The sequence below is a fragment of the Microcoleus sp. B7-D4 genome (assembly GCF_036705125.1).
Lineage (GTDB): Bacteria > Cyanobacteriota > Cyanobacteriia > Cyanobacteriales > Microcoleaceae > Microcoleus.
In genome coordinates, this window is the sequence record NZ_JAUBTT010000062.1 from 36,943 (window position 1) to 52,535 (window position 15,593).

12 protein-coding genes are annotated in these 15,593 nt (G+C 43.8%); 4 read left to right on the forward strand and 8 right to left on the reverse strand.

Annotated elements, in window-relative coordinates:
• Positions 1-70: 70 nt before the first annotated feature.
• The gene (gene petH / locus QUB12_RS23665; protein ID WP_333138347.1) at positions 71-1,276 is read right to left on the reverse strand and encodes a ferredoxin--NADP reductase; all 1,206 of its coding nucleotides are present in this window, start codon (positions 1,274-1,276) and stop codon (positions 71-73) included.
• Positions 1,277-2,140: 864 nt separating this feature from the next.
• On the opposite strand from petH, the gene QUB12_RS23670 reads away from it, so the two are divergent.
• Positions 2,141-3,145 carry a phosphoribulokinase gene (locus tag QUB12_RS23670; protein WP_333138345.1) on the forward strand — a complete coding sequence of 335 codons (1,005 nt, stop codon included), beginning with the start codon at positions 2,141-2,143 and terminating at the stop codon, positions 3,143-3,145.
• Between the two features lie 91 nt (positions 3,146-3,236).
• Here QUB12_RS23670 and QUB12_RS23675 read toward each other — a convergent pair whose 3' ends face one another.
• The 5 genes from QUB12_RS23675 to QUB12_RS23695 form a co-directional block, all read right to left on the reverse strand.
• A complete protein-coding gene (locus tag QUB12_RS23675) occupies positions 3,237-4,433 on the reverse strand; it encodes a 5-methylcytosine restriction system specificity protein McrC (RefSeq protein WP_333138343.1) in 1,197 nt (398 codons plus the stop codon).
• Between the two features lie 44 nt (positions 4,434-4,477).
• A complete protein-coding gene (locus QUB12_RS23680; protein WP_333138341.1) occupies positions 4,478-6,082 on the reverse strand; it encodes an AAA family ATPase in 1,605 nt (534 codons plus the stop codon).
• A 52-nt stretch (positions 6,083-6,134) separates the two neighbouring features.
• Entirely contained in the window at positions 6,135-6,566 is a 432-nt protein-coding gene (locus QUB12_RS23685; protein ID WP_333138339.1) for an ASCH domain-containing protein, read from the reverse strand.
• Positions 6,567-6,583: 17 nt separating this feature from the next.
• Positions 6,584-8,701 (reverse strand): GNAT family N-acetyltransferase, encoded by a 2,118-nt coding sequence (locus QUB12_RS23690; protein ID WP_333138337.1) that lies wholly within the window; start codon positions 8,699-8,701, stop codon positions 6,584-6,586.
• Between the two features lie 103 nt (positions 8,702-8,804).
• Positions 8,805-8,972, reverse strand: coding sequence for a hypothetical protein (locus tag QUB12_RS23695; protein WP_333138335.1), 168 nt, complete (start codon positions 8,970-8,972; stop codon positions 8,805-8,807).
• Between the two features lie 58 nt (positions 8,973-9,030).
• Here QUB12_RS23695 and QUB12_RS23700 point away from each other — a divergent pair, with 58 nt between their 5' ends.
• The gene (locus tag QUB12_RS23700) at positions 9,031-10,683 is read left to right on the forward strand and encodes an FAD-dependent oxidoreductase (protein WP_333138333.1); all 1,653 of its coding nucleotides are present in this window, start codon (positions 9,031-9,033) and stop codon (positions 10,681-10,683) included.
• A gap of 317 nt (positions 10,684-11,000) precedes the next feature.
• Here QUB12_RS23700 and QUB12_RS23705 read toward each other — a convergent pair whose 3' ends face one another.
• Positions 11,001-11,375 carry a type II toxin-antitoxin system RelE family toxin gene (locus QUB12_RS23705; protein WP_015179269.1) on the reverse strand — a complete coding sequence of 125 codons (375 nt, stop codon included), beginning with the start codon at positions 11,373-11,375 and terminating at the stop codon, positions 11,001-11,003.
• Positions 11,368-11,703, reverse strand: a complete 336-nt coding sequence (locus QUB12_RS23710) for a hypothetical protein (protein WP_333025783.1) — start codon at positions 11,701-11,703, stop codon at positions 11,368-11,370. The genes QUB12_RS23705 and QUB12_RS23710 overlap by 8 nt, the downstream gene beginning before the upstream one ends.
• Positions 11,704-11,859: 156 nt before the next feature.
• Between QUB12_RS23710 and QUB12_RS23715 the strand changes: the two genes are divergently transcribed.
• Together QUB12_RS23715 and QUB12_RS23720 are read left to right on the forward strand one after the other, a co-directional pair.
• Positions 11,860-14,613: a valine--tRNA ligase gene (locus QUB12_RS23715; protein WP_333138331.1), complete on the forward strand. Its 2,754-nt coding sequence runs from the start codon at positions 11,860-11,862 to the stop codon at positions 14,611-14,613.
• Between the two features lie 435 nt (positions 14,614-15,048).
• Positions 15,049-15,549, forward strand: a complete 501-nt coding sequence (locus QUB12_RS23720; RefSeq protein ID WP_333308623.1) for a hypothetical protein — start codon at positions 15,049-15,051, stop codon at positions 15,547-15,549.
• Positions 15,550-15,593 lie beyond the last annotated feature (44 nt).

A 15,593-nucleotide genomic window follows, 5' to 3' on the forward strand; every position in this document is an offset into this window, starting at 1 on the left:
TCAAAACTGTTTCAAAAATTGTAGGGCGAGCCAAGCCCACCCTACAAATCAGATTAAATCAGGTAACACATTAATAAGTTTCAACGTGCCAACGGTGGTCTTTCTTCAACTGTTTCTGATAGGCAGCCCAGTCAACACCGTACTTGCCAGCCGCGGCCGACATTCCCTCATCAATTCCGCCTTCCATACCCTTCAAACCGCAGATATAAGTGTGAGTATTCGGCTTTTGAACCAATTCCCACAATTGGTCTGCGTTCTCTTGAATCCGGTTTTGAATGTACATCTTGCCGCCGTCAACATTCTTTTGCTCGCGGCTGATGGCATAAGTCAAGCGGAAATTATCGGGGAACTCGCGCTGCAATTGTTCCAACTCTTCCTTATAAAGAATGTTGGGAGTGTAAGCAACTCCAAAGAACAACCAAGCTAAACCTCTGAATTTGTAATCGGGATTGTTTTCTTTAAACATCCGCCACAAGTAAGCCCGGAAAGGAGCAATACCCGTACCGGTACCCATCATAATAATGGTGGCTTCCTCGTCGTCGGGCAACAGCATTTCCTTGCCTACGGGGCCGGTGATTTTGACATCATCCCCAGGTTGCAAACCGGTGAGGAAAGTCGAACAAACACCAAAGACTTGTTCACCGGTTTCTGGGCTTTTGTACTCTAGGCGGCGCACGCACAGCGAGACTGTTTTGTCGTCGAGGTGGTCGCCGTGACGGGTGGAGGCGATCGAGTAAAGCCGAATTTTGTGAGGTTTGCCGTTTTTATCCGTGCCATCGGGAATAATCCCGATACTTTGACCTTCGAGATAGTGCAAATTGCCTCCAGAAATGTCGAAGGTGACGTGGCGGACTGTGCCGTCGCCGCCTTCTCTGACTAATTCTTCTGTAGAAATGCACTTACCAATATAGGGATTGGCCGGTTTGTAGAGGTTAACAGGAACCTGAACTTTTTCCTTGGCTTGAGTCATGGGCTTAGTTTCTTCTCCAGATTTCTGACTCTGTAGCCCTGCTTCTGGTGCGACTTTGCCATTTGTTTCGGGAGCGCTGTTTGAGGGGCGGATGCTGACAATTCTTCCACCCATGCGAGCAATCCGGCGCATTTCCTGATTCATGCGATCGTAGGGCACGGAGATAAATACGCTGCCGCTACGGCGAATCGGGTTATTTATTTGGTCAGTTGCTTGGCTCTGACGCATACCCTCCACTTCGTAAACAAAGATGCGGCTGCCTGATTCGGAGTTTGCCGCTCCACCAGATAAGCTTGGGCTGTACATTTGTTGATTTTCCTTCACGATACAGAGTTATAAAGAAAGAGAATGTGACGTTAGACTCAATTTACTTTTTTCTTAAGGCCCTCGGGACTAATTGGCCGCGCCAATTTTTGGGCCTCGCCACGCCGGCGGGAGTGTTGAAGTTGCGATCGCTCGCGTATCAAATCCCTACTAGCCGAACGCCGCGCTCACCGAGCCCGCTTTGCGTTCGGCTGTTGACCTATAGCTATTGTTGTCTGCGTACTGCCAACATTTTACCCGATCGGGGGATCTGCCCCGATAAGTCGTTTTGATTGCCGACCGGTGATGGAGTGTGCCATCGGGCAACAAATAGCTCCTATTGACCGAAAGCAGCCAGGTACAAGATCCTGGATTTATGACTCCCAGGCTGACTGACGGGTCAATTCTACAATCTAAAATCTCAAATCTCAAATCTCAAATCTATCGACGTTGAGCTTGTAGTGGGCGATCGCATTCTGGTAAGATCAACTACTAAAGTTAGTGTTAATAGATATGACGATCTTATGCGCCAAGCAATCCCAAATGCCTTGTGCGATGGGATAGGGAGCTGCGTAGTTCAGCCCAGGCGGGTCAATCCGCTCGAAGTAAAAAAGAAAGGGGAGGGATTCACGCCTCCCATGTCATACATAAATGACTATACTTTTACAAGCTATTAATTACTTGCCTTGAAGATTGCTTGGGTCTTCCCGGGCAGGCAATCAACTCACTGCTGTATGCTGGTGAGAACTCGATCCTCTCGGGGTAGCAAAGCAGCGCAAAGCCTGCTTGTCGCTACCTGCGGGCTGAAATTTTGTGGAATCTAGACTTGAGTTAGTTAGTAAACAGTGATTTTGTTAGAGGGAAACTATGACCAGTAAGCCGGATCGCGTGGTTTTAATTGGCGTTGCCGGAGATTCCGGATGCGGAAAATCTACTTTTTTACGCCGATTGACAGATTTGTTCGGGGAAGATTTCGTTACTGTAATCTGCCTCGACGACTATCATTGTCTCGATCGCAAGCAGCGCAAGGAAACAGGGATTACAGCCCTTGACCCCAGAGCGAACAATTTTGACCTGATGGCAGAGCAAATGAAGGCTCTCAAAGAAGGTCGGGCGATCGACAAGCCGATTTACAACCACGAAACTGGTCTGCTCGATCCTCCTGAGCGGGTAGAGCCGAATCACGTGATTGTGATTGAGGGGCTGCATCCGCTGTACGACGAGCGAGTTCGATCGCTCCTCGACTTCAGCGTCTACCTCGACATCAGCGACGAGGTAAAAATTGCTTGGAAAATCCAGCGCGACATGGCGGAACGGGGCCACCGTTACGAAGACGTGCTGTTTGCCATCAATGCTCGCAAACCGGATTTTACAGCCTACATCGACCCGCAAAAGCAATATGCTGATGTGGTAATTCAAGTGTTGCCGACCAACTTGATCAAAGATGACAAAGAGCGGAAAGTTCTGCGCGTGCAGATGATTCAGCGCGAAGGCGTCGCCAATTTTGAACCTGCGTATTTGTTTGACGAAGGTTCAACAATTAACTGGGTTCCTTGCGGCCGCAAGCTGACTTGTTCCTATCCGGGAATTAAGATGTATTACGGGCCCGACGCTTTCTACGGTCACGAAGTCTCGATTTTAGAAGTAGATGGTCAATTCGAGAATCTCGAAGAAGTTATTTACATCGAAAGCCATTTGAGCAAGACTTCTGCGAAGTATGAAGGCGAGTTAACTCACCTGTTACTCCAGCACCGCGAATATCCTGGTTCCAACAATGGAACTGGTTTGTTCCAAGTGTTAGTTGGATTGAAGATGCGGGCGACTTACGAGAAGTTGACTGCAAAAGAAGCGAAAGTGGCTGTTAGTGTTTAGAACACGGACATGAAAGATTTGGGAGGCGCAATTGCGCCTCTTTTTTTGTGGAGAAATGAACCGCAGAGGGCGCAGAGGGCGCAGAGTAGAGTTAGGGGAGGGTGTTTGGAAGTAGAGAGGTTAAGAAGGTTTTTCCGGCTTCATTCAGGTCGCTATCTAGGGAAAAAGTTAGACTGCGAACTCGGATATCGCCAATTTGTTTGTCTATGGGCGCTTTGAGATTTTGAGGGTAGATGAGAATTGCATTTTTACAGTTTAGTAGCGTTGCGTAGGTAACTACTTGATTACGATCCGTATTGTCTACTTTATCGGGAATTTTGTATTTAGTATCCAGGACATACAGGATTTCATTTGTTTCACTATCGCACAGCAGTAAGTCAATCCGATCGAAATAGTTTTGGTCATGTGTGACTCGGTGTTGTTGTTTTACAAAAAAGCCTTTTGGTGTATTTGCTTTGAGCCATTCAGCGACAAATTGTTCATATAAATTAGCCATGTCTATGAGAAAAGGGAGCATTTCGCGATCGCCTGTTTCGTGACTCGGCCCCGTGTTATCTAAAAAAAATCGACATAAGGCGTGTAAAAGTTGATAATCTTGATTCAAACGGTGATAATTTCTATCAATACAAGCTTCTGATTTAAAAGGTTTTAATGTAACAAATCCTTGGAGTGCGTGAAATGCTTTTCGCACAGTGGATGAAACAGATTCACGGCACAAACCGCTGCGGCCAATGATGAAGAGTGTCCAAGCGAGTATTTGATTATCTTCAATATCGCCTGTTTGTTCGTTATAGTGGCATTTTAGTTTAACATCCCAAGGTTTTTGCAGGGCTGACCGCAAATCGACGCGGCCGCGAATGTAGGCGAGTCTTTCGGTTTTGGATAAGTAATCGCGATATAATCCTTTGCGACAGCGTTCTAGAATTTTTTGGGCAAGAATGTTAGCTAATCGTTCATAGACTTGTTCTAAAGATTCGCACTCAATCTGTCCCTTCGGAAAATTGATATTAAGTTTGTAGGCATAGTCAAGCATTCCGAAGAGGTTGTTTATGGGAACCTTGGGGCGGATGGCGATGTGAAATTCTGGAGTGATGGGAAGGTTGCCCACTCTGCCTTTAGATTTTAAGTGCCATTGATATTTTGTTTTAAAGTTGGGAAATTCTATCTCTATTTCCTTGGCATAATTATGGTATATTTTTTCTCCTACTGATTCGGGGATTGAGTCTTGTTCAAAAGTTGCTAATTTATATTCTGTAAGTTCTATAATTCGGCGGGATTCTGGTTTCATAATTGTGGTGGATGCAGTAACGCCACGGTATCGGCGTTAGATTGTCAATAGCCCAATTTTGTCTTGATATTCTCCCAGAGAAACTCATCCATTTTTTCCAGGTTATCAAAGAAGTATTCTTCGAGGTATGGCTCAATTTCCATTTCCCAAATATCTTGGATATCTTCAGCTAATGTTTTTGTCAAAAAGAAAGAGATGCCTAGTTCATAGTGTTTGTTGTTAATTGTGCGATTGACATCTTCTAGAATGCTAGTTAATTTATCAACTGGAAAACCTGTTTCCTCTCTGTGGTGATACTGTCGCAGCACTTCATAGTTTGGATAGACGGGAATGAATGCAAAGCGGCGGCGGAGTGCGTTATCGACTAAGGCAATAGAACGGTCTGCGGTGTTCATTGTGCCGATAATGCGGACATTTTTAGGGATTCTAAATAGTTTACCGCTGGCTAGTTTAACAGTGCGATCGCGATCGTCAAGCAAATACATTAACTCTCCAAACACCTGAGATAAATTTGCACGGTTAATTTCATCAATAATTAGAACGCAAGTGTCTTGACAAGACTCAGCTTTTGTGCAAAATTCGAGGAATCTGCCGGGAACTATGGGATAAGTTAATTCCCCATCTTGACTCTGCGGCCGGATGCCTTGAATAAAGTCTTCATAAGTATAAGCGGGATGAAATTGAATAATGTCTGAAAAGCCGTCACCGCCACCGATTAAGTATTGGGCTAGTTTTTGAGCAAGGAAGGTTTTTCCGGTTCCGGGCGGGCCTTGCAGGATAGCTTGTTTCTTGCGGTGGATGGCGCGTATGCAGCGCTTTAGTTCTGTTTCGTCAAAGCCAGTTTCTTCGGCACATTGGTTCAAAAGATATTCCGGTTGCAACTGTACTTCTTCTACAGCGTATTCAAACACAATTGCCTCATCTAATAATGGCACTTCGTTACTAGGAAAGTCATATTTTTTTATTTCTATCAGCCAGTGGCAGAACATATCAAATACATCGTCCTCTCGGATAGATGGAACGCCAGTCTGCTGCATTTCTTTAGTTAATTCTTTGATCAGCTTGTGTCCGGTTAAGTTAGCATAGGAGTAGTCTATTAGCTGTTTGCTGTACGAAGTATTGGCGAAATAGTTAATAACCTGTATTGACTTGTCATTAATCGCGAGAAAGTCATCGGGACGGAGAGCATTGAGGATAGGCGTTAGCATCCCTATCTCGCCGAACAAGGAAACGCGCATTTCTTCTGAAAACTCTCTACAGGCCGAATATAGCTGACTCGGATCGTCGTTACAACAGCAGACTAAATAAAAAATTAATTCGGCCATTCTTACTGGCGCTATTAATGACAATTTTTTATACGATTTGGAATTCCATAATAACCCTTTTATTATGCACGGATTAATATGAATCCAGGCTCCCCTTTGTCGATTAGTAGGAGAGTCTTCGTAAGGTAGAAGTTTCAACATTATAGATTCAGTCACATCTTCTCCAGACTCAGCAGCAGCAGCGATCTCTTCAAAATTTCGACGCCCCTGCTGACGCTGCTCCTTGTAAGCGGCTATGTGACGCAATCCATCGGGAGTGTATGGATATGAATTGACAAATTCTTGAAATAATTTGACAAACTCAGCCCTTTTTTCCGCTTCCATGCTATTCTCAAAAACTCTCGATTAATTAATATTTTTCAGCAACACTTCCTGTCTAACGTTCTCCTAATGAAGTGACAATGTTAAACTGATTAGCTGTCAGGTATCGAAAACTCTGTGGCGGTTTAAGGTTAGGTAACTTGTTTCTTAAACGATGTAACTCTACTGGCTGACTAAACCTATGAATATCTTTTAAAAAGATACCTATACCTAGTTTTACACCTTGGTAATAATCATAAAAATCTTCATGGCTAATTCCTGCTATTTTTTCAACTTCCTCCCAAAGCTCTGTGACGGGTTTTTCAACAATATTATCCACCTTGAAAGAACCAACTACAGCTTTTTCGGGAGATGAAACATAGACTACCACTCGATCTCCTTCATTCAAAAGTCGAGGGCGAACCCGACGCAGTTCAACTGTTTTTGTACGATCGAATATTTTATTTGCGTACTCGGGACGAATAGATAATAATAAGATATTTGACATTTGTGATTATCCTCTTTCTAGGTCGCGGTTCCTTCTTTGTAAATGATTCCGAATTTAGTTTCTGGAAGCCTAAATACGCTTTGAACCGTTATCTTATTACCCAGTATTCCCTGAATTCTCTTTAATGTCAATGGGTTAGGGAAAAGCTCAGTGTGGCTGAATCTTATCGCCATGATATCTGCCTTTGGTTCGTCTTTGGCTATTGTCATTAAATCTTTTAATTCGTATACTCCTAAGCTGCGAAATTGTCGATAGAGTTTTTCCGGCTTGTCTATGATAACTTCCTCTAGTCTAGAGCAAGCTTTAACCTCTTTTGTCCCCAGAGTAAATGAGGAATTGGAGCTGACGTACCATAAAATTCTACCAATAACACCCGGTCTGAGGCCACCATTAGCCCACTTGCTTCTATAATATACAAGTTCCCGTTTTAGCGCTAGCTCAATTTGAGAGCCAAAAATGTACTGCTTAGCTAACTCTTCATCGAATAAGTCTTTGGCCCATCTGGGTTGAATGGGAATCATGAAAGTAGGCAGGTCAGCATCAATAATCTTAGCAGGCCAAAGGCGACGTTCTAGCTCTGCCATCGTTCCTATATCTTGAATTAATTCGGGAGTGTTAAGCGTCTCTGCAATTTTCATGCAAAAATTATATTCTTGCCCTATTTGGGCTAGGCTTGCCAGTTTTTGAGACATATCTGCTGCTGTTTCTGCTACAGGCGGATTTGCCTTTAAATACCCATCATTAACTCGAACAAAAGCATCTTCTTGAATAGCTTGTATAACAATTTCATCGAAATACTGGTCAGTAAGTCTCGTAAATTGCCTGTTTTCTTTTACTGAAACTGATATGGAGTGGAAAAGTAAGTACCGTGAAAGTGCCGCTGCTAGAGCACCGCGTTTAACTCGGAGCATTGTAACTTCTAATTCGTGATTTTTATATTGACAATAGGCAATTAAAGCAAGGGGTTGATTTTCACCATCTAAAACGACATGACACTTAAATTTATCTGGGTTGGCAATTATCTGGCGCAGATTTCTCTGAAAATCGGCTATTTTTTCTGCCCTATCAACCGCATAAAAACAGTTGGTTAACAGTAATTTATCAAATTTGCTATCAATTAGTTGAATGGTGAGATTCTGTATGCCGACAAACCGTACCGGTTGATATTGAGTATCTCTGCGAACATCATCCAGTTTAACAATTAAATCTGTAGGAGTCATAATTGCTAAACTAAAGTTTTCATAGACGGCATCTGCTAAAGCTAATATTTTGGGTTCGCGAGTTAAGAAAATTAAGTAATCAGCAGCAATAGCTTGTGCTAATTGACGAACTAAGGAGTCGTTTATTTCATCGAGATTGATACTGGGAATTAGACGTTTTAGAGAGTTAAATTTTGTTTCAAGTGTCTGCCGATCGCAGTGGATTTTAGTAAAACTCTCCCCTAACAGGCGTTTACGCTTTCTTAGAGCGACCTCAGAGATCGCGTTTATTGCCTTAAAAATCTCATCGGTAATACACAATTCCAAATAATCTTGTAACCAGTCAGCAAGTAGAGAGTCGGATTCCGTGCTTTCAATATCTTCATTACCGTGTAATTCTAAGAAAATACTTGTATCAATAACAGCACAAATTTTAGACTCAAGTTGTTGTGCAGCAGCTTGAGAAAATATAGTTGGATGACCGTGATCCAACCACCAAACAGTAAGCAGTTTACCCTCCTTACTTCTTCCAGGTCGATCGTTGAGAGGAATAAAACCCAGTGTTTCCCACATTCTGTCTATTCCATAATCGCGACGGCATTTGAGTTGAATTCCATAAAAATTCTGACTTTTTTGGCTGAGGGAATTGACTAGCTGTTTAGTAACACCCCGACCGCGATATGCAGGATCGACGCAGAGATGAACGATAACAATAATGTTGCTGCGACGCACTGGTCGGTAAAGCAGATAGCCAATGCAATTTTTTTGAGAATTGAGTGCTATAAGTATCACCCGATCTCTTGCACTTTTGCGAAAAGCACCTTCTGTAAAAAAACCCAGAGTTTTTTTATTGGCATCACCTAGGGCTATAACAGTTTCTAAATGGGGGGATGTTTCGTCAATCTCTTCAATCGTCACCTGTGTTTCTTCTGTCACTTTTTTCTACCTCCTCAAGTTACCGCAATACCTCAGTTTGATCTAAATTTACCACTGAGTCAATGATTGGGGTGGCTATCTCGCCCTTACTTCCGTCTTAGTATCACATTACAAGCGGCTGGGAAAGTCGGGAGTCATAAAGTACGATCGCACCCACCATCCTTACCCACATCAATAGCCCTCCCAAACCAGTAACACTGGCAAAACCGCTAACAACTGTTCCCGGAAAAGTTAAACTTGTGTCGAAACTATCTAAACGTGCTATATTCAACTCCGTAAACCCTGAACTGCGCTTTCAGGTAATGCAAATTTATAAACGAGTCAACTGAATGCTCTCTACTTTCAAGAAATTAGCTTCAATTGCAATCATCTTTGCCGCCCTAGAACTTTTACTTAATTATCCGGCTTTCAGAGAAATAAAGAATTTTATCGCAAATAGAGACCCAGCAAGTGCCACCTTAGACGCTGGAACTCAGCAGCAAAAACCCAGCAGCCCCCCTCCGGTACCTCCCAAAAAATCACCGGAGCAAAAGTTTGATGTAGTAGTATATGGTGATGAAGTACCGGGGATATGTGCGGCGATATGGGCTAAGAAAACTTTAGGCGCAAAGGGCAAAGTTGCGATCGTGCGATCGAACTACGGAAGTGCTCCTTTGGGCGGGTTACTCACCCGCGGCGGTTTAGCTTACATCGATGTAGATAAAATCCCCGGTTGGTATCGCCAACCCTACGCCCAATGTTTTAAGGAATTCTTAGATAAAGCCGATGCGCCCGAATCTTGCTTAGATCCAAAAAAGGCAGATCGAGCTCTCAAACAGATGCTTTCCGCTGCAGGAGTCAAAGTTATTTCCAACTCAACTCTTACTCCCCACGTCGTAGATAAAAAACTCGAATATGCCGAAGTAACAGGCAGAAATTTAACAATTAAAGCCCACTCTTTTATTGACGTAACTCAAGACGCTGAATTGGCAAGAAAAGCAGGATTATCTTATTATACAGGATATCAATCTCAAAATATAAAATCCAAAAATGAAACTCTAGCTGTCTCTGTAGTTCCGAGAATTACAGGGATAACGATGTCCGAATTCCGCAGTATAGAAGATGAAATTCTATACGATCGGCCTTTGGTAAAAAAGATTAAAGAAAGCATTACAAAATCTAAAGATCCGGCTAGTACAAAATTCTGGATGAGGAATTTCTGGAGCACGATTTATCAGCCATATACAGACGGTTACGACATCAGAAGCGTAGCTATAGGAGCAGCGTATCACATAGACAGAAATCTGCCCTTTAGCCAAAATAAAGGATTCTTTTTTGATAAAGGCAATGTCTGCGTTTATAACAAAAATGTGCTGTCCTGGAACGGGTTTCTGTTTAAATACCAAGTTGACAAAATAATGGAGATGGAAGCTAACGGCAGAAAACCGACTCCTGAAATGATTAGAGAAATGTCATTTCTCCAATACTGGCTACAAAAGAAGTCTGGTAAAGATGTGAGAGTATTTCTTCCGGACGAGATTTATATCAGGCAAACTTTGAACGTTCGCGATGTGGTAGATCCGTTAACGGGGCAGGAGATTATCAAAGGGGGAACAGTACCCGAAAAGTCGATCGGCAGTTTTTCCTACGATTTCGATATGCGGGGCGGAGTCAAGAATTTATCTGCGAGAATTCCGCCGCTACCAGTCTATAATTTCGGGATAGAAAGCGCTTTGGCTAGCAAAGTCAAGAATTTAGCCATTGTCGGGCGATCGTCCGGTTATGTCGGTATGGCTGTATCCGTCGGGCGAATTGCGACGGTGAATATTTATCAAGGACAAGGTGTGGGCGTCGCCGCTGGTTTGGCTAGCAAGTTCGGCGTGCCGCTGAATTCGATTACTTCGGCTGAAACGAAAAAAACTCTGGAGACTTTAACTGGGAAAACGACGTATTTGTCGGGGAGAGATACGAGTTATGGGGTGGATTATAAGGAGGTGAAATAATCGACAGATAGCAGTCGCCTGTGTTGCTATACGATGTTAAACCCGCCTACAAACTATAAACTTTTGTTTGAGTTTGAGAACAAAAAACGCAATTCCTGGAGTTTAACAAATGTTATTCATTGCGATTCTTAATTATTTCAATTTGTTTTACCAGTAGGACTAAGGCAAAAAGAAAACCGATTTCTCTGCAAAATCGTGGCTTTCTCCGATAGAATGCGGGTTTGGGATTAGGGATTTCTGTCAAATAAGATATTAAAAGGATTTTTCCACTGAAAATGTCGAAACCTCATATTCGACGGCGCAAGATTCCCCAACTCTTAGATATCCTCTCGATCTTCGCTCTGCTGCTGCTCGTATTCTGTAATAATGTTCTGAATATCCTCGGCTGCAATATCGACTTGTTCGGATTTGGTGTAAAGGGTCAGCAAAATGATTCCCGTTGCTGTTTGGACGTAGTAAATTAAACGGTATCCACCACTTTTACCTTTTTGAGTGTCGCTATTTCGGACTCTCAACTTGAAGACTGCATAACCCACTCCAGCAATTCGATCTCCTGGCAGTTCTCCCCGTGTGAGTTGTTCGATAATGGGTTGAATATCATTGCGAATGCTGCGGTATTTTTTTGCAAGAGTGCGTAAATTGCGATTGAAGGTTGGTGAAACTATAACTTGAATTAAGGGCAAGTCAGTCATTTTCAATTCCTTCCCACATTTGAGCAACCGAAATGGTTTGCCCAGTCATGGCTTCGTGCCAAGCTTGCCGAAAATCTTGTAGCAGCGCTGCTTTAGATTGGCCCTCTCCGTCAATTTCTGAGGGTTCTGGAATACTAAAAGAATTAGCAGGAGGCATCTCTTGGATTTCTGCTGAGAAAACCTCTGGCAGATTATTTTGCGAAATGATTACCCCCTGACGTTGCTTTTGGCTTAGAAACTCTATAAAACTCGCAACTAATGCCAGATGTTCTGGAGAAAGTCGATCGAGCCATCGATCGATTTGATGTCGAAGTGCTGCTACATTCATAATGCCATCAAACCTTTTAATTTTACCTTCATTTTAACTTGACACTCCCCGCCTTGAATATCGCTCTTCCCTCTGCCTCTGACACGGATGCGGTTCAAAACTCTTCTCCTCCCTTCTATGGCACAATCATAAATAAGATCAAACTCCGAAGCCACCATGACCGCAAACCTACCCCCCCAATACGACCCCCAAGCCACCGAAGCCAAATGGCAAAAATACTGGGAAGACAACCAAACCTTCAAAGCTGACCCCGAAAAAGGCGGCGAACCTTACTGCGTAGTCATCCCGCCACCCAACGTCACCGGCAGTCTCCACATGGGACACGCTTTTGAAGAGACGCTGATTGATGTCCTCGTCCGCTATCACCGCATGACTGGACGCAATACCCTGTGGTTACCGGGAACGGATCATGCTAGCATCGCCGTTCAAACTATTCTCGAAAAGCAACTCAAAGCAGAAGGCAAAACTCGCCACGATTTAGGCCGAGAAAAATTCTTGGAACGGGCCTGGGAGTGGAAAGCTGAATCGGGCAATACTATTACTAATCAATTGCGGAGTTTGGGCGTGTCTGTCGATTGGTCGCGCGAACGCTTTACGATGGATGAAGGCTTATCCGCTGCGGTTTTAGAAGCGTTTGTCCGCCTGTACGATGAGGGGCTGATTTATCGCGGCAATTACCTGGTGAATTGGTGTCCGGCGAGTCAGTCTGCTGTGTCGGATTTGGAGGTAGACCAGCAGGAAGTTGACGGCCATTTGTGGCATTTCCGCTATCCTTTGACGGATGGTTCTGGTTATTTGGAGGTGGCGACGACTCGGCCGGAAACGATGTTGGGTGATACTGGGGTGGCGGTGAATCCACAGGACGATCGCTACAAACATCTTATCGGTAAAACTGTCACTTTGCCGATCGTCAATCGCGAAATCCCAATCATTGCTGATGAGTTTGTCGATCCGACTTTTGGAACTGGTTGTGTCAAGGTGACTCCTGCCCACGATCCGAATGACTTCGAGATGGGTAAGCGTCACAACTTGCCGTTTATTAACATTATGAATAAGGACGGCACTTTAAATGAAAATGCCGGAAAGTTCCAGGGACAAGACCGATTTGTTGCCCGGAAAAATGTGGTGCAGCGCTTAGAAACTGACGGGGTTTTGGTTAAAATAGAAGATTATAAACATACAGTTCCCTACAGCGAACGCGGCAAAGTTCCGGTGGAACCTTTGATATCTACTCAATGGTTTGTGAAGATAGAGCCTCTTTCTCAACGTGCTTTAGAAGCATTAGATCAAAGTAACTCACCAGTCTTTGTTCCTGACAGATGGACAAAGGTTTATCGGGATTGGTTGGTGAAGCTGAAGGATTGGTGTATCTCCCGGCAATTGTGGTGGGGACACCAAATCCCGGCTTGGTATGCTGTTAGCGAAACCCAGGGCGAAATTACTGACACGACGCCGTTTGTGGTGGCAAAAAATGAAGCTGAAGCTAGGGAAAAAGCAACGGCTAAGTTTGGTAATGACGTGCAGTTAGCAAGAGATCCAGATGTATTGGATACTTGGTTTTCGTCTGGGTTGTGGCCTTTCTCAACTCTGGGATGGCCTGACGAAACTAAAGATTTGGAGTTTTACTATCCGACAACTACTTTGGTTACAGGTTTTGATATCATCTTTTTCTGGGTGGCTAGAATGACGATGATGGCCGGACATTTTACTGGAAAGATGCCTTTTGATACTGTTTACATTCACGGTTTGGTGTTGGATGAAAACGGTCAGAAAATGTCTAAGAGTAAAAATAACGGTATCGACCCGCTGCTGTTGATTGGTAAGTACGGTACTGATGCTTTGCGCTACACTTTGGTTAAGGAAGTGGTAGGGGCAGGCCAAAATATTCGCATTGAGTACGATCGCAAAACTGATGAATCGAAATCGGTGGAAGCTTCGCGGAACTTCACGAATAAGTTGTGGAATGCGGCCCGGTTTGTGATGATGAATTTGGAGGGACAGACGCCGCAGCAGTTGGGAATTCCTCACCCCCCCCAACCCGCCCTTACCGAGGGGGGGAGAGAAGTAGGGTTGGAATTGTGCGATCGCTGGATTCTTTCTCGCTACAATCAAGTTGTGCAGCAAAGCCGCAATTGTTTGGAAAATTACGGTTTGGGGGAAGCGGCGAAGGGACTTTATGAGTTTATTTGGGGCGATTTCTGTGACTGGTATATTGAGTTAGTCAAGTCTCGCTTGCAACAGGATGCTGAACCAAATTCTAAGAAAGTGGCACAGCAAACTTTTGCTTTTGTGTTGGAAGGGATTCTGAAACTACTGCATCCTTTTATGCCGCACATTACTGAGGAGATTTGGCACACTCTGACTCAAACAGGTGATGGTGAATGTTTGGCTTTGCAAGCTTATCCTGAAGCGGATTCCTCGCTAATTGATGCTGATTTGGAACAGCAGTTTGAGTTGTTGTTCGGTACAATTCGCACAGTTCGCAATTTGCGGGCCGATGCTGATATCAAACCCAGTGTGAAGGTGACGGCGATTTTGCAAAGCGAAAGCGAGAAAGAACGCCAAATCATCTCAGATGGAGGCGTTTACATTCAGGATTTGGCAAAAGTCGAAAATCTGACAGTTACTGCTAGTGTGGATGCAGATTTGGGACAGACAATTGCTGGGGTTGTGGGTACTGTGCAAGTATTGATTCCTCTCGCTGGGGTGGTGGATTTGGCGGCTTTGCGTGCTAAATTAGAGAAGAAGTTGAGTAAGGTGGAAGCTGAAATTAAGCATACGGCGGCGCGCTTGACTAATCAGAAGTTTGTGGATAAGGCTACTCCTGATGTGGTTCAGGGCGCGAGGGATGCTTTGGCGGAAGCGGAAAAACAAGCGGAGATTTTGCGCGATCGGCTAAAGGTGTTTTAAGGAGTCATTAGTCATTAGTCAGCAGTCATTAGTCGCGGGTGGGGTGAGAAACCGGGTTTCTACGAATTTTTCGGTTGAGTAACGAAAAATATTGAAAGAAACCCGGTTTCTGAGGAGATTATCATTTTTATTATGCTGGGCGATCGCTGTATAAAAACATCCCAAAATCCCGTAGGGGCGGGTTAACCAGCCATCTATGAAATACACAAACAATCTCGTAAACCCGCCCTCTCCTCAGCCATTATTTACATCACAATTTTACCTCTAAATTCATCGTACATTTTTATTGTTGGTGGGCGGGGGCGGGTTTATAGTATTATTGATGTTTACCATAAATGGTTGGCGAACCCGCCCCTACAAATTTGGTTTCAATAATAGAATTAATTGTGCTAACACGGGCAATTAATCACCAATTACCAATTACTAATTACCCTCATGTTATATTTAGCCCAAGTACAAAAGAAGGAAATTTTAGGCGAACCCGCCCTGCAATTGCTGGCTTGCCAAAATTCTGATGATACTTGGGCTCTTCTTAGTGAAGAATGTTTCTTGACATTACCGAAAGATTTTGCTCAAAATCCAATTAACTCTGCAACGAATGTTTTAAATGAAGGGATTTTAGTATTAGCAAATGTTGACGAAAATAGCCAGGTTTTGCATATTCAAGCAGCTACAAACTGGGTACTACAATTAGTAGAGAAATATTTAACAACAGGTTTTACTCCCGATTTTTTGCAGCAAGAAGCACAGAAAGCAGAAGATTGGAGGCAATCTCTCACTTTGCAGAGTCAAGAATTGTCTCGCCGCTTGATTGAAGTTGAAGCCCGCCGGGAACAAATTCAAAACTTAGAAGCAAAACTCCAGCAGGAAAAGCAATTGTTGGAAAGTTCGATCGCCCAATTGAACCCACATTCCGCACCCCCAACTGGCACATAGACGGATTGAGGGCGTAAAAGTGAATCATCCGAGACAATAATGAG